This window comes from Mesorhizobium sp. B3-1-6 (genome assembly GCF_006439555.1).
In the GTDB taxonomy this organism is placed as follows: domain Bacteria; phylum Pseudomonadota; class Alphaproteobacteria; order Rhizobiales; family Rhizobiaceae; genus Mesorhizobium.
The window spans coordinates 71415-92357 of the sequence record NZ_VFTM01000011.1; the positions used below are offsets into that span (position 1 = coordinate 71415).

Consider the following 20943-nt stretch of genomic DNA (forward strand, 5'->3'; position numbering starts at 1 on the left):
TGCGAAATGAAAGCCGTTGTCTGCCGCTCACCCGGCGAGCTTGTCCTCGAAGACCGCGCCGACCCTGGCGCGCCCCCGCCCGGTTGGGCGCGGGTTGCCGTCAGCCATGTCGGCATCTGCGGCACCGACTACCACATCTTCGAAGGCAAGCACCCGTTTCTGGCCTATCCGCGCATCATGGGCCATGAGGTCTCCGGCACCATCGTCGAGAAGGGCGAAGGCGTCGATCTCGCCGTCGGCGAGCCGGTCGTCATCAACCCCTATCTTTCATGTGGCAAATGCATCGCCTGCCGGCACGGCAAACCGAATTGCTGCGTGAAGATCGAAGTGCTCGGCGTCCACCGCGACGGCGCCATGTGCGACGAGATCCTGGTGCCGGTTGAGAACCTCTACCCGGCAAACGGCCTGTCGCTGGCCGACGCCGCGGCGGTGGAATTCCTGGCCATCGGCGCGCATGCGGTGCGCCGTTCGCTCGGGCCTCCCGGCGCGCGCACGCTCGTCATCGGCGCTGGGCCGATCGGTCTCGGCACGGCGATCTTCGCGCGCATCGCCGGGCTGGATGTCAGCTTGCTCGACATGAGCGCCGAACGTCTCGGCTTCGCCGAAAAGGAACTCGGCTTTACCCCGCTGGACGGCTCGAAGGAGACGGCTGCCGAACTGGTCCGGCAAGCAACCTCCGGCGAGGGTTTCGACCTCGTGTTCGACGCGACCGGCAACACGCCGTCGGTGCAGTCCGCCTTCGCCCATGTGGCGCATGGCGGCACGCTGGTGCTGGTCAGCGTCGTCAAGGACGACATCGCCTTCTCCGATCCCGAATTCCACAAGCGCGAGATGACGCTGATCGGCAGCCGCAATGCGCTGAAGGCCGATTTCGACCATGTTGCGGCCTCGATCCGCAACGGCGCGGTGCCGCTGAACAAGCTCGTCACCCATCGCACCACGCTTGCCGCAACGCCGCGCGATCTGGCGCGATGGACGCATGAGAAATCAGGGCTGATCAAGGCGGTCATCGAGGTCGGGTCATAAACGGCAGCCGGTGAACCTGACCCGAATTGACGCCGCCGTGTAGGTCGACCCCCGCTCCGTCGAGCTTCGCTCGACACCTCTCCCCCGATCGACGGGGGAAGAGGAAAGGTGCGAGCTTATGCCGGCTGGCTCCCTTCCTCTCCCTCCGGAGGGGGGAGAGGTGGCGCCGCGAAGCGGCGACGGAGTGAGGGAAGGCGCTCCTCAAACGCGAAGACTCTGACAATTAAGCGGCCGAGCTGGGCTGACATCAGCGTGAGGCAGATCAATCACGGGTCTGAGACAAGGCCAGCATCTCCTACGACGCCGACAGCCTCAGCTCCACCCGCTCCGCCGGAAAGCGCGATTCCGCGAACTGGATCGGCTGGCCATCGAGCGTGACGTTCACCGCGACAGTGACCAGCACGATGGCGCCGGGCTGCAAATCGAGTGCTGCAAGGTCGTCGGCGTCGGCATGACGTGCCGACAGCACTGTCGAGTGGCGCAGATAATCGTGGATGCCGAAACGCTTCAGCGAGGCAGTGATCGACCCCGTTTCCGCCATAGCTGCCTCGATGCCGGCGAAGCGCTTGGCGTCGAACCAGGTCGTCGCGCGCGACACCGGATGACCGTCGGCCTCGCCGCGCGTCTCCAGGCGGATAACGGCAGCACCCTTGGCAAGGCCCAGCGCCTCGGCGATGCGCCGGCTGGCCGGCTCCGTCGATGACGACAACAGCGCGATATGCCGCTCGCTCGTCTGCCCTTGCAGTCCGGTCGAGAAGCGCGTGCGCGCGCCGATCGGATAGGACAGCCGTTTGCGCGACAAGACGAAGGTGCCGCGTCCCTGCTCGGCCTTCAGCACGCCTTCCTGCACAAGTGCGGCAATGGCGCTGCGCACTGTGTGGCGGTTGACGCCGTAACGTTCCGCCAGCGCGACTTCGGGCGGCAGCGCCGCGTTCTCCGCGAAATCGCCATTGGCGATCGCCTGCAGGATCCGATCGGCGATCTGCCGCCACAGCGACACGCCGTTACGCCTTTCGATACTAGCCGCCAGTCCGGTCACCCATCGCCCCCAAGCATTTTTGCCGGTTGTCATCCACCCGTCATGGACTCCCGTTACGAGATGAGTATAATTTGTATAGTTGTCTATATCAATAGACAAATTTATGCATGTGAGGAGCGATGCCATGCGAGGACAGGAAGCGCGCGAGCAGGCCGGGCGGAAGGCCTTGATGGCGACGCTGGCGCATGCCGCAGCCGATGAGATCTCCCGTCTGTGGAACGAAGCGGGCCTGCCGTCCGAGGCAGAGCTTTTGCGCGGCCCGGAGACCGGATTGGTGACGGTGCGCGGGCGGATCGGCGGCGGCGGCGCGCCGTTCAATGTCGGCGAGGCGACAGTCACCCGCGCCACGGTGCGGCTGCCATCCGGCAAGGTCGGCCACTCCTATGCGCTCGGCCGCGACAAGGGCAAGGCAAAGCTCGCGGCGATCGCCGACGCGCTCTGGCAGGACCCGGCGCATCGCGAGGCGGTCGAGACGAAGCTGGTCGCGCCCTTGCGCGCGGCGCTCGATGCGGCGCGCGAGATGCGGCGCGTCGAGACGGCGGCAACGAAAGTGGATTTCTTCACCATGGTGCGCGGAGAGGACTGATGGACATCGCCACGCAATCGATCGACGGCGGCTTCACCGAGCCGGTTTTCGACGCGCAGACCGTCTTCCGCGCCATCATGGACGCGATGGCGCGCCCCGGCACCGTCCAGGACCTGCCGCAACTCGCCCGCCCGCCAGCGCCATTGTCGGCGACGGCAGGCGCGGTCGCGCTGGCGCTCTGCGACAACGACACGCCAGTCTGGCTCGATCCGCCGCTGCAGGCGGACGCCTCGGTCAAGGCATGGCTCGGCTTTCACACCGGCGCGCCTTTGGCCAACACGCCCGCCGACGCGCATTTCGCCCTGATCGCCAATCCGAAAGAGATGGCGGCGCTCGACGGTTTTGCGCAGGGCACGCAAGAATATCCCGATCGCTCGACGACGCTGATCCTCCTAGTCGATGATCTCGCTTCGGGCCCGTCGCTGCTGCTCGACGGTCCTGGGATCGAAAAGACGTCGATGATCGCGCCTCCGGGCATGCCGCGCCATTTCGTCGAGCAGTGGAAGCAGAACAACCAGCGTTTCCCGCGCGGCGTCGACATCATCCTGGCGGCGCCCGGCAGCCTCGCCTGCCTGCCGCGCACCACCCGCATCAAGTCGATGGAGGCATGACATGTATGTCGCGGTGAAAGGCGGCGAGGCCGCAATTGCCAACGCCCATCGGCTGCTGGCCGACCGCCGCCGCGGTGACCGCTCGGTGCCGGCGCTGCGCCTCGACCAGATCGTCGAGCAGCTGGCGCTCGGCGTCGACCGGGTGATGAGCGAAGGCTCGCTCTATGATCGCGAGCTGGCGGCTCTCGCCGTCGTCCAGGCGCGCGGCGATATGATCGAGGCGATCTTCCTGGTGCGCGCCTATCGCACCACGCTGCCGCGCTTCGGCTACACCAACCCCGTCGATACCGGCACGATGCAGCTCGAGCGGCGCGTGTCGGCAACCTACAAGGACCTGCCCGGCGGCCAGGTGCTTGGTCCGACTTTCGACTACACCCACCGCCTGCTCGATCCCGAGCTTGCCGCCGGCGCCGAGGTCGAGACGCCGGCGCAGCGTCCGGTCGAGCCAGAGGCCATGCCGCGCGTTTCGGCGATCCTCGCCCATGAAGGCCTGATCGAGGCCGATGGCGACATGCCGCTTGACCACGTGCCTGGCGATATCACGCGCGAGCCGCTGCAATTCCCGATGGCGCGCGACATCCGCTTGCAGGCACTGTCACGGGGCGACGAGGGTTTTCTCCTGGCGCTCGGCTATTCGACGCAGCGCGGCTACGCCCGCAACCATCCCTTCGTGGGCGAGGTGCGCATCGGCGAGGTCGAGCTTGAACTCGACGTGCCGGAACTGCCCTTCGCCGTGCCGGTCGGCTCCATCCGCGTCACCGAATGCCAGATGGTCAACCAGTTCAAGGGCTCGGCCAAGGCGCCGCCGCAGTTCACCCGCGGCTACGGCCTGGTCTTCGGCCAGAGCGAGCGCAAGGCGATGGCCATGGCGCTGTGCGACCGGGCGCTGCGCGCCGGCGAGCTTGGCGAGGACGTCGTCGCCGCCGCGCAGGACGAGGAATTCGTCATCTCACATTCCGACAATGTCCAGGCCACAGGCTTCGTCGAGCACCTGAAGCTGCCGCATTATGTCGACTTCCAGGCCGAGCTCGGCCTGGTTCGCCGCATGCGCGCCGAATACGAGGCGCGGGAAAACGAGGACAAGGCCGCCGAGGAAAAGCGGGAGGCGGCGGAATGAGTTCAGTGCCCGCTACCGGAATGTCCGCCGCCGCCACCAAACCAAGGGCCAGTAAAGCCACTGGCGCCGCCAACGGTCTCGCCGTGCGGGGGCTCCTTTGGCGCGGGGAGAAACATCTTCCGGAGCGCAAAAGCCGCAACGCCGGCGAAGACCAGCAACAGCACGCCAAGATGCATCCAACCGGTAGAGTCCATGTGGATCTGCTTCCGCGTCTTGAGCGTCAAATCCATAGCACGAAGCGGACGTGATCGCCATGACCGACATCGCCACCTACAACTTCGCCTATCTCGACGAGCAGACCAAGCGGATGATCCGCCGCGCCATTTTGAAGGGCATCGCCATTCCCGGTTACCAAGTGCCCTTCGCCTCGCGCGAGATGCCGATGCCTTATGGCTGGGGCACCGGCGGCGTGCAGGTCACCGCCTCGATCATCGGCCCGGACGACGTGTTGAAGGTCATCGACCAGGGCGCCGACGACACCACCAACGCCGTTTCGATCCGCGCCTTCTTCAAGAAGGTCGCCAAGGTCGCCGTCACCACCGAGACGGCCAAGGCGAGCATCATCCAGACCCGCCACCGCATTCCCGAGCATCCGCTCAACGCGGGCCAGGTGCTGGTCTTCCAGGTGCCGATCCCCGAGCCGCTGCGCTTCCTCGAGCCGCGCGAGACCGAAACGCGAAAAATGCATGCGCTGGAGGAATACGGCCTCATGCATGTGAAGCTCTACGAGGACATCGCCAAGCACGGCCGCATCGCCACCACCTATGCGTACCCGGTCAAGGTCGAGGGCCGTTATGTGATGGACCCTTCGCCGACGCCCAAATTCGACAATCCGAAGATGCACCGCTCGCCAGCCCTGCAGTTGTTCGGCGCCGGCCGCGAAAAGCGCATTTATGCGGTGCCGCCCTTCACCGACGTCGTCAGCCTGGACTTCGAGGACCATCCCTTCGAGGTGCAGACCTTCGACCAGCCCTGCGCGCTCTGCGGCGCCGAGAATGTCTATCTCGACGAAGTCATCCTCGATGACCATGGCGGCCACATGTTCGTCTGCTCGGACACTGACCACTGCGAGAAGCGCCGCGCCGATGGTCATCACGGCCACCTCGCGCCGGAAACCCATCTCGCCCTTGAAACAAAGGAGCCGGCCGAATGACCGACGAACCGCTGCTGCGCGTTTCCGCGCTGTCCAAATTCTACGGCTCGCGCGTCGGCTGCGAGAACGTCACCTTCGACCTCTGGCCGGGCGAGGTCCTGGCGGTGGTCGGCGAGTCCGGCTCCGGCAAGACGACGCTGCTCAACTGCCTGTCGACCAGGCTACTGCCCTCTTCCGGCACCGCGAGCTACCGCATGCGCGACGGCCAGTGGCGCGAGCTCTACCGCATGAGCGAGGCCGAGCGCCGCTTCCTGATGCGCACCGACTGGGGTTTCGTCCATCAGAACCCGGCCGATGGGCTGCGCATGACCGTGTCGGCGGGCGCCAATGTCGGCGAAAGGCTGATGGCGGTCGGCGACCGCCACTACGGCAAGATCCGCGCCACCGCCGTCGACTGGCTGTCGCGCGTCGAGATCGACGAGGACCGCATCGACGATGAGCCGCGCGCCTTTTCCGGCGGCATGCGCCAGCGCCTGCAGATCGCCCGCAACCTGGTGACGGGCCCGCGGCTCGTCTTCATGGACGAGCCGACCGGCGGCCTCGACGTTTCGGTGCAGGCCCGCCTGCTCGACCTATTGCGCGGGCTGGTCACCGATCTTGGGCTTGCCGCGATCGTCGTCACCCACGACCTCGCCGTGGCGCGATTGCTGTCGCAACGCATGATGGTGATGAAGGACGGGCGCGTGGTCGAAAGCGGCCTCACCGACCGCGTGCTCGACGACCCGCGCGCGCCGTATACCCAGCTTCTCGTTTCTTCCATCCTGCAGGTGTGACCGCATGATCCCGAAAAGTGGAAGCCGGTTTTCGGATCAGATCATGCGGAAAAACGAAGGACTCTGATATGCCCACTCCTCTCGTCATTTCCGATGTCGCCAAAAGCTTCACCATGCATCTGCGCGACGGCGTCACGCTGCCGGTGGTGGCGGGCGTCTCCTTCTCGATCCGCGCCGGCGAATGCGCCGTGCTCGGCGGCCCGTCCGGCGCGGGAAAAAGCTCGATCCTGAAGATGCTCTATGGCAACTACGCCGTGGATGAAGGCCAGATCATCGTCCAGCATGGCGGCGGCTTGATCGACCTCGCCTCCGCCAGCCCGCGCACCGTGCTTTCCGTGCGCCGCCACACCATAGGTTATGTCAGCCAGTTCCTGCGCACCGTGCCGCGCGTCTCCGCGCTCGATGTCGTCGCCGAACCGCTGGTCGAGCGCGGCGAGGATAGGGAAAGCGCGCGGACGAGAGCGCGCGCCCTGTTGGCGCAGCTCAACCTGCCGGAAAAGCTCTGGGCACTGCCGCCGGCGACCTTCTCCGGCGGCGAGCAGCAGCGCGTCAACATCGCGCGCGGCTTCATCACCGAGCATCCGATCCTGCTGCTCGACGAGCCCACCGCCTCGCTCGACGCGAAGAACCGCGATGTCGTGGTCGAGCTCATCGCCGCCAAGAAGGCGGCGGGCGTTGCCCTGCTCGGCATCTTCCACGACCTCGACGTGCGCGACGCGGTGGCCGATCGCGTCATCGACGTCACCGCTTTCGCCGCCGGAAAGATCGCCGCATGAAGCTTTCGGAGACGCCGCTGATCCACCCGACAGCGCAGGTCGAAAACTCGACGCTCGGCCGCTGGACCGAGATCGCCGAGCGCAGCCGCGTCGCCGAATGCGAGCTCGGCGACTATTCCTACATGATGCAGGACTGTGCCGTGTGGTGCGCGACCATCGGCAAATTCTCCAACATCGCGGCGAGCGTCCGCCTCAACGCCACCAATCATCCGACATGGCGGCCGACGCTGCATCACTTCACCTATCGGGCGTCCGACTATTGGGACGACGCCGAGCATGAGAGCGCATTCTTCGCCGAGCGCCGCGCCAGACGCGTCACCATCGGCCACGATACCTGGCTCGGCCATGGCTCGACCGTCCTGCCGGGCGTGACGGTCGGCGACGGCGCGGCGGTTGGAGCGGGCGCGGTGGTGTCGAAGGACGTCGCGCCCTACACCATCGTCGGCGGCGTGCCGGCAAAGCCGATCCGCGAGCGCTTCGACCGCCGCACCGCGGAGCGCTACCAGGCTTTAGCCTGGTGGGATTGGGACCACGCGAAGCTGCGCGCCGCCCTCGACGATTTTCGCGAGCTGGAGGCCGAGGCGTTCCTGGAGAAATATGGCGGCTAGGTGCGGTGAATGGCGAATGGCGGAAGACAAGGTCCCCGGCCAGGGAAATCCTCTTCACCATTCACACCGTTGACACATGACTCGGACAGGACGCCATCTCCCCCAAGGAGATCGCGATGCTCGCCACAGTCAGACCTTCGCTCGCCGGATTTTTCGAAGGTACCAATCCGATAGCGCCAGTGCATCTCGGCACTCGTTACGACACGTCGGGCAACTTCCTCCTCGAGCCCGGCAACACGGTCGTCAGTCACCTCGTCGGCGGCTCTACTTCCGAAGCTGCAATCATCGAGGTCCGCGAGCGCATGCTGGCCATGCCCGACGCCGATCGGCTCGCCTTCACGCCGATCTCCAGCCTTCACATGACGCTCTTTCAGGGCATCATCGAATACCGGCGCCGCCTTCCCTACTGGCCATCGGACGTGGCGCTCGACACCGGCATCGACGACATGACCCGGCTCTATCTCGGTCGCCTGCAAGGCTTCGAGGGCCACGGCCCCTTCAAGGTCAAGATTGTCGAAGTCGTGCCGACCGGCCTCACCGTCGCCGGCGCCACCGAGGAAGACCGCCGCGTCCTGAAAGCGTGGCGCGATGCCCTTTCAGTGCCGTTCGGCTACCGCCATCCGGACCACGAGACTTATGCCTTCCACATCACCTTCGCCTACCAGATCCGCCGCCTCGCCGACGAGCGGGCCGCTGCCTGGCAGCACCTGTTCGATGACTGCCTGTCATTCCTCGAGCGCGAGGCTCCGGTGATCGAGCTCAGGCCCCCGGCCTTCTGCAGCTTCAAGGACATGAAGCATTTCGAGGAATTGCTGGTGCTTGGTTGAATCTCCAAGCCTGTGGGACGTAACAAAACTGACATCAATCCGACACCCCAGCTTCATCGGCCTGCGCTAGCGAAGGTTAACAGACCTGCAAAAGCGCGACGGACTGGAGTTTTGGTATGTCAGCATCATCGGCCACGCTTGAAATCCGCGGCGTAACCCGACGATTTGGCAAGAACACCGCCGTCAGCGACATCAACATCTCGATCCCGCGCGGCCAGATGGTTGGCATCATCGGCCGTTCGGGCGCCGGCAAGTCGACGCTTTTGCGCATGATCAACCGTCTCATCGATCCCAGCCGGGGGTCGATTTTTTTTGACGGCGCCGAGGTCTCCAGCCTGCAGGGTCCGCCGTTGCGCCGCTGGCAGCGCGACTGCGCCATGATCTTCCAGCAGTTCAACCTCGTGCCGCGCCTCGACGTCTTGACCAATGTGCTGCTCGGCCGCCTCAACCATCGCTCGACGGTTTCCAATCTGCTGGGCATGTTCACGCGCACCGAATGCGCCGAGGCGGTCGCCGCGCTCGAGCGCCTCGACATCGCCCGCACCGCGCTGCAGCCGGCCGGCACGCTGTCCGGCGGTCAGCAGCAGCGTGTCGCGATCGCCCGCGCCATGATGCAGCAGCCGAAAGTGCTTCTGGCCGACGAGCCGATCGCCTCGCTCGATCCGCTCAACGCCAAGGTGGTGATGGACTCGCTGCGCGACATCAATCTGCGCGAAGGCATCACCGTCGTCACCAACCTGCACACGCTGGACACCGCGCGCGCCTATTGCACCCGCATCATCGGCATGGCCGCCGGCAAGGTCGTCTTCGACGGCGCCCCGGAAGACCTGGACCGCGACGCCGTGCGCATGGTCTATGGCGCCGACGCCAGCGGCGCCGAGATCTCCGAAGCCATCACGTCGACCAGCGTGACCATCAAGCCGAAGATGACCGCATCCGCCGGACCGCTCGAACCAGCCTTCCCTGGCTACTGAGTCCACCGTCCCGGGCCCAGCCGGTGCGGGCAAATCGTGGATTTCAGCAGAGCAACCCGGATCGCCCGCCAGCGTCAAAGGCAAGACTTGAAAAATCAGAACGCAGCCGGCGCAGCCGGAACAACAGGAGAGAGATCGAAATGTTCAGGAAGATGGTTTTTGGGGCGGTTTCGCTGCTTGCCATGGCGGCAAGCGCCGCGCATGCCGCTGATATCAAGGAATTCCGCGTCGGCATCCTCGGCGGCGAGAACGAGACCGACCGCCTGCGCAATTACCAATGCCTGGCCGACCACCTGAAGTCGGAATTCGGCTTCGAGAAGGTCTCGCTGTTCCCCGCCGCCGACTATGACGGCGTCATCCAGGGCCTGCTCGGCGGCACGCTCGACTTCGCCGAACTCGGCGCGTCCGGTTATGCCAGCGTCTATCTCAAGGATCCGAAGGCTGTCACCCCGATCCTCACGACCAAGCAGACCGACGGGTCCACCGGCTATTATTCGATCGGCCTGGCGCTCAAGACTTCCGGCATCACCGACATCAAGTCGGCAAAGGGCAAGAAGCTCGGCTACGCCGATCCGGATTCGACCTCGGGCTACCTGATCCCGCTGACCCAGATTCCGAAGGACACCGGCGCCTCCAACGAGACCTATTTCGCCTCGACCCAGTTCAACGGCGGCCACGAGAACAACGTGCTGGCCGTGCGCGATGGCAAGGTCGACGTGGCGGTGGACGATTCCTCGGGTATCGGCGACTTCAAGAACGGCTACACCTCCGGCACCTTCCACAAGGAAGTCTCCAAGGGCGCCGTCGACCCGAACGACTTCGTCGAAGTGTGGCGCTCGGGTCTGATCCCGAACGGTCCGCTGGTCGTGCGCACCGCGCTGGGCGACGACATGACCGCCAAGCTTACCGCTTTCTTCACCGCCCTGCCGGCCAAGGACAAGGCTTGCTTCGAAGGCGTCGAGGGTGGCGACTTCACCGGCTACGTGCCTGTAAAGCCGGAATTCTACAACGTCATCGTCGAAGCCCGCAAAGCCGCCATCGGCGGCTAATGGCAAGATCAGAAAGGGCGGTGTGCCTCCAGCACCGCCCTTTTTGCATGTCCCGATCATGACATCAGCGACACTCCATTCCGACGCCACCCGCCAGCAGGCCGACGCCTGGCGGCGCCAGACCTCGTTGCGCCGCTTCTACACCGCGCTTGGCGTGGGGCTGCTGCTTGTCGCCATGTGCGCCACCATGTGGTTCGCCGACGAGGCCAATGCCGGCCACTTCTTCGACCGGCTGCCGCATATCCTCGATTTCCTGAGCTGGCTGGTCCCGAAGGACTGGAACGACGTCTGGCGGGCGTTGTTCGACATCGCCTCGCCCAACGACAAGGGCACGCAGGAATTCAACTTCCCGCTCGGCCGCGTCTATGTCTGGGGCGGTTTCTACATCCCTGAATATTTCGAGCTGATGCTGACCACGGTGAACGTGGCGCTGGTCTCGACCTTCATCGGTTTCGTCTTCGCCGTGCCCTTCTCCTTCATCGCCGCGCGCAACCTGACGCCGAACCCGATCCTGCGGCTCGTCGTCAAGCGCTTCATGGAACTGCTGCGTGCCTTCCCCGAGATCGTCATTGCCGGCCTGTTCGCGGCCATCGTCTCGATCGGCCCTGTCGCGGCCATCATCGCCATCGGCCTGCATTCGATCGGCGCACTGGGCAAGCTGTTCTACGAGATCAACGAGAACATCGACATGCGCCCGGAGGAGGGCCTGCGCGCCGTCGGCGCCAACTGGTTCGAGCGCGTGCGCTTCGCCGACCTGCCTCAGGTTCTGCCCAACTTCATGTCCTACACGCTGCTCCGAATCGAGATCAACGTGCGCATCTCGACCATCATGGGCGCGGTCGGCGGCGGCGGTATCGGCGAAGAGCTGAAGCTTTCCATCTCGCGCGGCTTCGGCGCCAAGACGCTGGCGCTGGTGCTCCTGCTCTTCATCACCATCTTCCTCGTCGACCAGTTCTCCGCCTGGCTGCGCCGCAAGCTTGTCGGCGAGCAGGCTTTCCTGATGAGCGCTTGATATGGCTATGACCGCCGACGAACTAAGCGCCATCGAAAGCCGCTACCCGCAGGTGTTCCATCGTCCGGCCTACAAGCGTTTCTGGCCGTTGCTGCTGATCGCGGGCACGGTATTCTATCTTGCCTACGCCCTCTGGTTCTTCAGCCTGCCGCAGGTGCTGCGCGAGTCGCATTGGGAACGCCTGCCGCTCTTCCTGTCGCAATGGATCAGCTATGATTTGCAGCCGGAATTCCGTCTCGACCAGCCCGAGATCACGCCCAAATATCCGCGTTTTTCGGCGCTCGGCGAGAACCCCAATCCCGATTGGGTGGTCAGGAACCCCGACGGCACCTTCACGGTCCGGATCGACGGCGATGCGAAATCCGTCACCTTCGACAAGACCAGGGCGACGATCACGGCCAATGGCGTGACCGTGCCGATAGCGCTGACCGGCGGCAAGCCGGTGGTCACAGGCGCGGTGCCCGACTGGGTGACCGTCCATGACGACGAGATCGTCGCCAAGATGGGCTTCGCCGGCGAGGTGCGCGTCACCGTCGACCGCGTCAAGGTTCGCAAGCGCTTCCTCGGCTGGGCCAATTTCGTCTTCGACACGCGCTCGCCCTTCTTCGGCAAATCGGCCGGCGAGGTCATCTCGCTGATCGTCTCCGGGCCTGAGCTTCAGCCCGGCACGTCGAACCTCGCCTTGGCCGCCGACAACATCTGGAACAACGCGCAGTGGCAGCACGGCGATGTCTGGACGAAACTCCTGCAGACCATCGTCATGGCGTTCCTCGGCACGCTGCTCGGCGGTATCGTCGCCTTCCCGCTCGCCTTCTTCGCCGCCCGCAACATCACGCCGAGCGGCCTGCTCAGCCAGGTGCTGAAACGCTTCTTCGACTTCATGCGCTCGGTCGACATGCTGATCTGGGCACTGTTCTTCACCCGCGCCTTCGGCCCCGGACCGCTGGCCGGCAGTGCCGCGATCTTCTTCACCGAGATCGGCACATTGGGCAAAACCTATTCCGAAGCGCTTGAGAACATCGACGACAAGCCGCGCGAAGGCGTGCTCTCGACCGGCGCCAACGGCCTGCTCGTGCAGCGCTACGGCGTGATGCCGGAAGTGGTGCCGGTCTTCATCAGCCAGACGCTCTACCAGTGGGAATCCAACACCCGCGGCGCGACCATCATCGGCGCCGTCGGCGCTGGCGGCATCGGTCTGAAACTATGGGAAGCGATGCGCACCAACTCGAACTGGGCCAACGTCTTCTACATGGTGCTGCTGACGCTGCTCGTCGTCTTCATCTTCGACAACATCTCGAATTTCCTGCGCCGAAGGCTGAGCCGCACGCTGCATGATTACAACAGGCTGCAGGCCGAGCGGGGGTAGTTGGACTGCTGCTTCTAAGGAGAGGTCGGCGGGACAGCGCCCCCTCTGCCCTACCGGGCATCTCCCCCACTTGGGGGGAGATCAGCCGTCATCGCGGCTTTCGCCAATCGCCCAACAGGATTGAGCGGAACGCCGAAGCCGCCAATCTCCCCCCTTGTGGGGGAGATGTCCGGCAGGACAGAGGGGGGCGCGAAGGATCGCGACGCCCGCCGGACGGTGCACCCTAAGCCGCCTTCTTCCACCCGTCCCTGATATGACGATACCCCTCGCGATAAACCGCCTCCGGGCTCTCCGCGAAATCGCGCCACACCTTCGTCGCCGCAGCCAGGTCCTTCAGCGAGCGTCCGAACGCCTCGATCGTCAGCCAATCGTCGTAACCGGTCCGGCGGATCGCCGCGAAAGTCTCCTTCCAGGGGATGTTGCCGCGCCCCGGCACGCCGCGGTCATTCTCAGAAATGTGGATATGGACGACGTTTCGGCGATGCTTCGTATAGGCGCCGATCGGGTCGGCCTCCTCGATATTGGCGTGGAAGGTGTCGTACATCGCCTTAATGTGCGGCCGGTCGATCGCGTCGATATGCTCCGACAGGTCGGCCATGGTGTTGACGAGGTAGCATTCGAAGCGGTTGAGCGCTTCGAGCCCGATGGTCACGCCCTTCTTGCCGGCATGGTCGCCGATGGCGCGTTGCGAGGCGACCGATCGCTTCTTCTCGGCCGCCGTCGGCCCGCTGCCGGAAAAGGCGCCCAGCGTCGAATGCAGCGGCCCGCTGAGGGTGTCCGCGCCGAGCGCGGCGCTGCAGTCGACCGCCCATTTCATGTAGTCGATGCCGGCCTTGCGGGTGGCGGCATCCGGCGAGATCAAGTTCATCGCCGGATCGCCCATCGCCGAGACCGCGGTGCGCTCAAGGCCGATGCGGTCGAGCATTTCGCCGAGCTTTTTGTAGTCGTCGGGCGCCCCGACGAAGACCGGTATCTCGACGCCGTCGAAGCCGGTCGCCTTGATGTCCTTCAGCAGCGCCTCGTGCTTCTTCGAGACGCTGGTCGTCCACAAGAACATGCACATGCCGATTTTCATCGACGCCCCCTCCCCGCTTGCGGCCAACCCTTTGCGTTGGCCGGCCACACTCCCCCTCATCCGGCCGCTTCGCGGCCACCTTCTCCCCGAGGGGAGAAGAGGTCGGCGCCGGCGTCGCTTGTCTCCTCTCCCCTCGGGGAGAGGTCGGATTGCCCCGAATTGCTCTTCGCAATTCGGCTGGCAATCCGGGTAAGGGGGGGACTCCCTTGGACGACGCAGCCGTCCTACAGTTTCGTCCACGCCCCATTCTTCTTCGACGACTTCACGCAGGCCTCGATGAAGGCCATGCCTTCGACGCCGTCCGCGATCGTCGGGAAGACGACGTCCTTGCCGGGCTTGCCGCCCTTCCGGCGCGCCGCGCGGATGGCCCTTGCGGCCTCCTGGTAGATATTGGCAAAACCTTCGAGATAGCCCTCCGGATGGCCAGACGGCACACGGCTGACGCGGGCCGCGACCGGCATCGCGCCGGCGCCGGCCCGGGTGAGCAACTGCTTCGGCTGGCCGAACGGCGTGTACCAGAGATAGTTCGGGTCGGCCTGCACCCATTCCAGCCCACCCTTGGAGCCATAGATGCGCAGCTTCAGCCCATTCTCGTGGCCGGGCGCCACCTGGCTTGCCCAGATCATGCCCTTGGCCGGATGCTTGTTGCCGACCGGCTTGAAGCGCAGCATGACGTTGACATTGTCGTCGAGCTGGCGCCCCGGCACGAACGCATTGAGATCGGCCGAAAGTGAATCTAGCTCCAGCCCGGACACGAAGCGGGCGAGATTGTAGGCATGCGTGCCGATGTCGCCCAGCGCGCCGCCGGCGCCTGCCTGCTTGGGGTCGGAGCGCCACGAGGCCTGCTTCTGGCCGGTGGCGGCGAGGTCCTCGGTCAGCCAGTCCTGCGGATATTCCGACTGCACGATGCGGATGTCGCCGAGTTGGCCCTTGGCCACCATCTCGCGCGCCTGCCGGATCATCGGGTAGGCGGTGTAGTTGTGCGTCAGCACGAACACCTTGCCGGTCTTCTCGACAAGGGCCGCGAGCTTCTTCGCCTCGGCCAGCGAAGTCGCCAGCGGCTTGTCGCAGATGACATGGATGCCGGCCTCAAGGAAGGCCTTGGCAGCCGGCACATGCACATTGTTGGGCGTCACGATCGCCACCGCCTCGATGCCGTCGGGGCGCTTGGCCTCGGCCTTCGCCATCTCGGCATAGGAGCTGTAGCTGCGCGCGGGATCGAGTCCGAGTTCTTCGGCCGATGCCTTCGCCCGCGCCGGATCCGACGACAGCGCGCCGGCCACCAGTACGAAGTCGTTGTCCATGCGCGCCGCGATGCGATGCACCGCGCCGATGAAGGCACCCTGCCCGCCGCCAACCATGCCATAGCGGATCGGGCCGCCTCCCGCTTCCGACTTCGATGCGCCGACCATTTCTTGTCCTCTCTTTAGCTCCTCACCCTCCCCCTTGCGGGAAGGGTCGACGCGCAGCGTCGGGGTATAGAGTCCGCTGCGACTTGGGATTCAACCCATCCGGACTTGTGGCCGAACCTCCTCAAGCAGAGTTCGTAGGTCAAATCCCCATCATCGCCCGCAACAGCTTCTTGTCGCTGGTGCCGCCGGCGAAATCGTCGAAGGCCCTCTCGGTCACCCGGATGATGTGATGCTGGATGAAGGGCGCACCTTCGGCCGCCCCGTCCTCGGGATGTTTCAGGCAGCATTCCCACTCCAGCACCGCCCAGGAATCGTAGTTGTACTGGGTGAGCTTGGAGAAGATGCCGCTGAAATCGACCTGCCCGTCGCCCAGCGAACGGAAGCGGCCCGCCCGGTTCACCCAGCCCTGGTAGCCGGAATAGACGCCTTGTCGCCCGGTCGGATTGAACTCGGCATCCTTGACGTGGAACGCCTTGATCCGCTCGTGGTAGATGTCGATGAACTCGAGATAATCGAGCTGCTGCAGCAGGAAATGCGACGGGTCGTAGTTGATGTTGCAGCGCTTGTGGCCGCCGACCGCGTCGAGGAACATCTCGAAGGTGGCGCCGTCGAACACGTCCTCGGAAGGGTGGATCTCATAACCGACATCGACGCCATTGTCCTCGTAGACATCGAGGATCGGCTTCCAGCGCTGGCCGAGTTCGGAGAAGGCCTCCTCGATCAGCCCGGCCGGCCGCTGCGGGAACGGATAAAGGTAGGGGAAAGCCAGCGAGCCGGTGAACGACACCGAAGCATTCAGCCCGAGATTCCTCGATGCCTTGGCGCCGAACTTCATCTGCTCGACCGCCCATTTTTGGCGCGCCTTGGGGTTGTTGTGCACCTCGGCCGGCGCGAAGCCGTCGAACTGCGCGTCATAGGCTGGATGAACGGCGACCAGTTGGCCCTGCAGATGCGTCGACAATTCCGTGATCTCGACGCCGGCATCGGCGCAGATGCCTTTCACCTCGTCACAATAGGCCTTCGACGACGCCGCCTTCTTGAGGTCGAACAGGCGCCCGTCCCAGGTCGGGATCTGCACGCCCTTGTAGCCGAGCCCGGCCGCCCATTTGGTGATCGAAGCCAGCGAATTGAACGGCGCGGCATCGCCCGCGAACTGCGCCAGAAACAGGCCGGGGCCCTTCATCGTCGTCGGCATCGGCATCCTCCCTCATTGTTTTCGCGACCAAGCATAGCGCCGATTGAAGTGAGGGCCAGCCTGTTTGGTCAATACTGTCGGCGTCTATGCGTTGCGCCATTCTGGTATTACCAAATCCCGTAATTCGGTCAAGCGGTCGAAAACCGCGAAGATGGGCCGGGTTTTGAAACAAGCGAGCCAAATTACCTTATGAAATCAGCCTATTGCTTAACCTGCACGGCTTCCGTAGTCCACTTCTTGCCGTGCATGAAAATTTGCTGTAGAGGTCATGGAAGGCCCAATTGGTCGAACCAGTTTCAAGGAAAATACTGGCAACGCCTTGGGGAGGAAACGCGCGACCGCTTCTATCGGAGCCGTCGCGGGGTAAAACGTGACAGGCGAATTCTGGGAAGGATAGACCATGCATCTTTCGACGCACAATTGGATGCGGGCGGAGCCGCTGGAGGTGACGCTCAAGCGCATCAAGAAATTCGGCTACGAATCGATCGAGATTTCCGGCGAGCCCGAGCAGTACAAGACCAAGGAGACGCGTGCGCTGCTCAAGGAGCACGGCATCCGCTGCTGGGGTTCGGTGACACTGATGCTGGGCGAGCGCAACCTCGCCGCCAAGGACCAGGGCCAGCGCGAGCGCTCGGTCCAGTACGTCAAGGACGTGCTCACCATGGTGAGCGAGCTCGACGGCGAGATCATCACGCTGGTCCCCGCGACCGTTGGCAAGGTCGTGCCGGACGGCACCGAGGCGGAGGAATGGGGCTGGGTGGTCGACGCCACGCGCGAGTGTTTCACCCATGCCAAGAAGGTCGGCGTCAGGATCGCCGTCGAGCCGCTCAACCGCTTCGAGACCTATCTCTTCAACCGCGGCGCCCAAGCGCTGGCGCTCGCCGATGCGGTGAGTCCCGAATGCGGCGTCTGCCTCGACGCCTACCATATCCATATGGAGGAATTTAACGTCTATGACGCGATCCGCCAGGTCGGCAAGCGCCTGTTCGATTTCCATGTCGCCGACAACAACCGCTTCGCCGCCGGCCTTGGCCAGATCGACTGGCCGAAGATCGTGCGCACGCTGAAGGAAGTCGGCTATGACGGCGCGCTGACCAACGAGTTCGTCGCGCCCGTCGACCGCACGCCGGCGGCGCCCTATCCGGAGATGGTCGAGCGCAATCCGGTCGACATCTCGCCCGAGCAGCTCAAGTTCATCCAGGACCACGGCTCCAGCGTGCTCACGGAAAAATTCTACACCGACCAGATGCGCATCACCGCCGAAACGCTGCTGCCGCTGATCAAGTAGGCCTCCGATTGAAACCTATCCCTTCCACCCGGCGGGCGGAGGGGCCGAAGGGAAAACATGCGCATCAAACGCGTCCAGGCCTGGTGGGTTCGTATCCCGATCGAAGTCGCGAAGCAGCATCGCAGCGACTTCGGTCAGGTGACGACGTTCGACGCCGCCATTTTGCGCATCGAGACCGATGACGGCCTGGTCGGCTGGGGCGAGGGCAAGAACGCCGCCGGCAGCGCCGGCAGCTATGGCGCGCTCGTCCATATGCTCAACCACGAGATCGGCCCGCAGCTCATCGGCCGCGATCCGGCCGACATCGGCATCATCTGGGAAATGCTCTACAACGGTGTGCGGTACGAGACAGCGGCGCATGCCGGCCATGCCATGCCGCAGCTGGCGCGGCGCGGCATGAGCGTCGCGGCGATCAGCGCCGTCGACATCGCGCTCTGGGACATTCTCGGCAAATCGCTGGGGCAGCCGGTATGGCGGCTGCTTGGCGGTCGCAAGGTCGAGCGGATGCAGGCCTATGCCTCGGGCGGCTGGGCCGCTGCCGACGCCATCGGCGAGCAGTTGAAATCCTATATCGCCAAGGGCGGCTTCAAGGCGCTGAAGATGCGCGTCGGCGCCATGGACGGCGCCCCGCATGTCTCGGCCGCGCGCGTGCGCGCCGCAAGGCAGGCGATCGGGCCGGATGTCGATCTGATGGTCGATGCGCATGGCACCTACACCGTCGCCGAGGCCAAGCGCTTCATCAAGCTAACCGCCGATCTCGACCTTGCCTGGTTCGAGGAACCGGTGATCGCCGACGATAAGCCGGGCATGGCCGAAGTGCGCGCCTCGGGCGCGATGCCGATCGCGACAGGCGAAAGCGAGGCGACGCGCTACGCCTTCCGCGATCTGGCGGTGCTGAAATCGGCCGACATCTTCCAGCCGGATCCGGCGTTTTGCGGCGGCATCAGCGAGGCGATGAAGATCGGCACCATCGCCAGCGCCTTCAACCTGCGCTTCGCGCCGCACCTGTGGGCCGGCGCGCCCTGCTTCTTTGCCGGGCTGCATGTCTGTGCCGCCTCGCCCGCCAGCTTCATCATCGAATATTCGCTCGGCGCCAACCCGATGATCCACGACCTTGTCGAGGAGACTGTCGAAGCGAAGGACGGTATGATAGCGATCCCTGAAAAGCCTGGATTGGGTTTCACCATCTCCGAGCGATTCCTGGAGGCGCACGCGCAACGTATTTGACGATGAAAGAAAAGAACCTTCTCGCGGAACTTGCCGCCTACCTCTTCGCCAACTCGGACAAGGAGTCCGGCCGCACGCCCTCGGAGCGCGAGCTGGCGGAGCATTTCGGCGTCAGCCGCGGCCAGATCCGCGAAGCGCTGGCCATCCTGGAAGCCATGCGCATCGTCGAGCGACGCGCCAAGTCCGGCATCTATATCGACACCAAGCAGGCGAGCGTGGAAGCGCTGGCGCTTTTCGCCCGCGCCGGCCTGCCGCTCGATCCGGTGCAGATCTACGAGACGGTCGAGTTGCGCAAGATCCACGAGATCAAGGCGGCCGAGCTTGCCTGCTCTCGCGCCACGGAAGAAAACTTCGAACGCCTGCGCGAGATCCTGAAGGCCTCGGAAGAGCGCATCGCCGCCGGCGAGGGCCTCGCCAAAGAGGACCGCGAGTTCCACCTCGAGATCGTGCGCGCGACCAAGAACAGCGTCTTTCACAACATCTGCAGCGTCTATTACCTGATGGGCGAGCAGCGCCTGCCGATCTATTTCAACGATCCCGAACGCAGCGTGCGCTCACATGCCGAGCATATCCAGATCTACGAGGCGCTGTTGCGCCGCGACGGCAACCTCGCCCAGGCCTTGATGAACGCCCATTTGCAGGGCGCCGAGAGCTACTGGAAGGGGATCATCGAAGGCCGCGGAATGGAGCCGAAAAGCCCGGCGCTCGAAAAGGCCTAGAGCATTTTGCAGCCAAGCGTTATCGCTTGGCGTCGCAGAAATGCGGAGAAAAACAAAACCTCATGCGCAAGATCCTGTCGACGCATCCGCTGCATCCGCGCGCCACGGCCATGCTGGCGGGCGCCGGGCGGCTGGCCGTCGCTTCCGCGCTCGATCCCAAGACTCTGACCGCCGAAGCGAGCGACGCCGACATCGTCATCGTGCGCGCGCCGCTGCCGCCGGAGCTGTTTGCGGGTGCTTCGAACCTGCGCGCCGCGATCCGCCACGGCGCCGGGCTGGACATGATCCCCGTCGAGGCCGCGACCGCCGCCGGCGTGCTGGTGGCGAATGTGCCCGCCGTCAATGCCCGCTCGGTCGCCGAGCATGTGATGTTCGTGGCCCTTGCGCTGCTGCGGCGCTTCCGAACGATGGACCGCGACCTGCGCGCCAAGGGCTGGCTTGCTGGGCGCGAACATGCCAATTCGACCAGCGAGCTTGCCGGCAAGACCATCGGCATCGTCGGCCTCGGCGCGGTCGGCCAGGCCGTCGGCCATATCGCCGCGCATGGCTTCGACCTCAATGTCGTGGCGACCACGCGAAGCCTGCGTCCGGCGCCCGAACGTGTCGGCTTCCTGTCGATCGACGCGCTGGTCGAGCAGAGCGATATCATCGTGCTCTGCTGCCCGCTGACGGAGGAGACGCGCGGCCTGATCAGCCGCGAGCGCATCGCCCGCATGAAGCCCAACGCGCTGCTGATCAATGTCTCGCGCGGCCCGGTGGTCGACGACGAGGCGCTGATCGAAGCGTTGCGAGCGGGCCGCATCGGCGGCGCCGCGCTGGACGTTTTTTCCACGCAGCCGCTGCCGCCCAACCATCCTTATTTCGGCTTCGACAATGTCATCGTCACCCCGCATATGGCCGGCATCACCGAGGAATCGATGATGCGCATGGGGGTCGGCGCCGCCGGCGAGGCGTTGCTGGTGCTCGCCGGCAAATTGCCGGTCAATCTGCGCAATCCGGAAGTCGTCGAGCACTACCGGCGGCGCTTTCCGGCCGACGGTTAGTTCCCGGCTACCATCGCGACGATGCAGCCAGAGATGACAGCGGGACAGCGAATTCCCGGGCGCCGAA

21 protein-coding genes are annotated in these 20943 nt (G+C 64.8%); 17 read left to right on the top strand and 4 right to left on the bottom strand.

Annotation, left to right across the window (positions count from 1 at the left end):
- Positions 1-6 precede the first annotated feature (6 nt).
- Complete coding sequence (locus FJ414_RS12095) at positions 7-1026, top strand: zinc-binding alcohol dehydrogenase family protein (protein ID WP_140644616.1); 1020 nt, start codon at positions 7-9, stop codon at positions 1024-1026.
- Positions 1027-1321: 295 nt separating this feature from the next.
- Here the strand turns inward: FJ414_RS12095 and phnF are convergent, their stop codons facing one another.
- Positions 1322-2098 (bottom strand): phosphonate metabolism transcriptional regulator PhnF, encoded by a 777-nt coding sequence (phnF, locus tag FJ414_RS12100; RefSeq protein WP_140644617.1) that lies wholly within the window; start codon positions 2096-2098, stop codon positions 1322-1324.
- 91 nt (positions 2099-2189) lie between these two features.
- Here phnF and phnG point away from each other — a divergent pair, with 91 nt between their 5' ends.
- The 12 genes from phnG to phnE (FJ414_RS12160) all read left to right on the top strand — a co-directional run bounded on the left by phnG (position 2190) and on the right by phnE (FJ414_RS12160) (position 12917).
- Positions 2190-2651: a phosphonate C-P lyase system protein PhnG gene (gene phnG / locus FJ414_RS12105; RefSeq protein ID WP_140644618.1), complete on the top strand. Its 462-nt coding sequence runs from the start codon at positions 2190-2192 to the stop codon at positions 2649-2651.
- Entirely contained in the window at positions 2651-3262 is a 612-nt protein-coding gene (gene phnH / locus FJ414_RS12110) for a phosphonate C-P lyase system protein PhnH (protein ID WP_140644619.1), read from the top strand. Before phnG ends, phnH begins: the two co-directional genes overlap by 1 nt.
- A gap of 1 nt (position 3263) precedes the next feature.
- A complete protein-coding gene (locus FJ414_RS12115) occupies positions 3264-4379 on the top strand; it encodes a carbon-phosphorus lyase complex subunit PhnI (protein ID WP_140644620.1) in 1116 nt (371 codons plus the stop codon).
- A 253-nt stretch (positions 4380-4632) separates the two neighbouring features.
- Complete coding sequence (locus FJ414_RS12120) at positions 4633-5532, top strand: alpha-D-ribose 1-methylphosphonate 5-phosphate C-P-lyase PhnJ (RefSeq protein WP_140644621.1); 900 nt, start codon at positions 4633-4635, stop codon at positions 5530-5532.
- A complete protein-coding gene (gene phnK, locus FJ414_RS12125; protein WP_140544515.1) occupies positions 5529-6305 on the top strand; it encodes a phosphonate C-P lyase system protein PhnK in 777 nt (258 codons plus the stop codon). The genes FJ414_RS12120 and phnK overlap by 4 nt, the downstream gene beginning before the upstream one ends.
- A gap of 68 nt (positions 6306-6373) precedes the next feature.
- Complete coding sequence (gene phnL / locus FJ414_RS12130; protein ID WP_140644622.1) at positions 6374-7081, top strand: phosphonate C-P lyase system protein PhnL; 708 nt, start codon at positions 6374-6376, stop codon at positions 7079-7081.
- A complete protein-coding gene (locus FJ414_RS12135; protein WP_140644623.1) occupies positions 7078-7689 on the top strand; it encodes a DapH/DapD/GlmU-related protein in 612 nt (203 codons plus the stop codon). The genes phnL and FJ414_RS12135 overlap by 4 nt, the downstream gene beginning before the upstream one ends.
- Before the next feature lie 116 nt (positions 7690-7805).
- Positions 7806-8516, top strand: a complete 711-nt coding sequence (locus FJ414_RS12140; protein ID WP_140644624.1) for a DUF1868 domain-containing protein — start codon at positions 7806-7808, stop codon at positions 8514-8516.
- A 116-nt stretch (positions 8517-8632) separates the two neighbouring features.
- Positions 8633-9490 carry a phosphonate ABC transporter ATP-binding protein gene (gene phnC / locus FJ414_RS12145; RefSeq protein WP_140644625.1) on the top strand — a complete coding sequence of 286 codons (858 nt, stop codon included), beginning with the start codon at positions 8633-8635 and terminating at the stop codon, positions 9488-9490.
- 140 nt (positions 9491-9630) lie between these two features.
- Positions 9631-10539 (top strand): phosphonate ABC transporter substrate-binding protein, encoded by a 909-nt coding sequence (phnD, locus tag FJ414_RS12150; RefSeq protein WP_140644626.1) that lies wholly within the window; start codon positions 9631-9633, stop codon positions 10537-10539.
- 58 nt (positions 10540-10597) lie between these two features.
- Positions 10598-11551 (top strand): phosphonate ABC transporter, permease protein PhnE, encoded by a 954-nt coding sequence (phnE, locus tag FJ414_RS12155; RefSeq protein WP_140644627.1) that lies wholly within the window; start codon positions 10598-10600, stop codon positions 11549-11551.
- Between the two features lies 1 nt (position 11552).
- Positions 11553-12917 carry a phosphonate ABC transporter, permease protein PhnE gene (gene phnE / locus FJ414_RS12160; protein WP_140644628.1) on the top strand — a complete coding sequence of 455 codons (1365 nt, stop codon included), beginning with the start codon at positions 11553-11555 and terminating at the stop codon, positions 12915-12917.
- Positions 12918-13140: 223 nt separating this feature from the next.
- Here the strand turns inward: phnE (FJ414_RS12160) and FJ414_RS12170 are convergent, their stop codons facing one another.
- From FJ414_RS12170 to FJ414_RS12180, 3 genes are all read right to left on the bottom strand, one after another.
- On the bottom strand, positions 13141-13992 hold the full coding sequence (locus FJ414_RS12170; RefSeq protein ID WP_140644629.1) for a sugar phosphate isomerase/epimerase: 852 nt from the start codon (positions 13990-13992) through the stop codon (positions 13141-13143).
- Between the two features lie 224 nt (positions 13993-14216).
- Positions 14217-15404, bottom strand: coding sequence for a Gfo/Idh/MocA family oxidoreductase (locus FJ414_RS12175; protein WP_140644630.1), 1188 nt, complete (start codon positions 15402-15404; stop codon positions 14217-14219).
- A 139-nt stretch (positions 15405-15543) separates the two neighbouring features.
- Positions 15544-16599 carry a sugar phosphate isomerase/epimerase gene (locus FJ414_RS12180; RefSeq protein WP_140644631.1) on the bottom strand — a complete coding sequence of 352 codons (1056 nt, stop codon included), beginning with the start codon at positions 16597-16599 and terminating at the stop codon, positions 15544-15546.
- Positions 16600-16999: 400 nt separating this feature from the next.
- On the opposite strand from FJ414_RS12180, the gene FJ414_RS12185 reads away from it, so the two are divergent.
- From FJ414_RS12185 to FJ414_RS12200, 4 genes are all read left to right on the top strand, one after another.
- Entirely contained in the window at positions 17000-17887 is an 888-nt protein-coding gene (locus FJ414_RS12185) for a sugar phosphate isomerase/epimerase (RefSeq protein ID WP_140644632.1), read from the top strand.
- Positions 17888-17944: 57 nt separating this feature from the next.
- Positions 17945-19114 (top strand): mandelate racemase/muconate lactonizing enzyme family protein, encoded by a 1170-nt coding sequence (locus tag FJ414_RS12190; protein ID WP_140644633.1) that lies wholly within the window; start codon positions 17945-17947, stop codon positions 19112-19114.
- Between the two features lie 2 nt (positions 19115-19116).
- Positions 19117-19833: a FadR/GntR family transcriptional regulator gene (locus tag FJ414_RS12195; protein WP_140644634.1), complete on the top strand. Its 717-nt coding sequence runs from the start codon at positions 19117-19119 to the stop codon at positions 19831-19833.
- 62 nt (positions 19834-19895) lie between these two features.
- Positions 19896-20876 (top strand): hydroxyacid dehydrogenase, encoded by a 981-nt coding sequence (locus FJ414_RS12200; RefSeq protein ID WP_140644635.1) that lies wholly within the window; start codon positions 19896-19898, stop codon positions 20874-20876.
- Positions 20877-20943 lie beyond the last annotated feature (67 nt).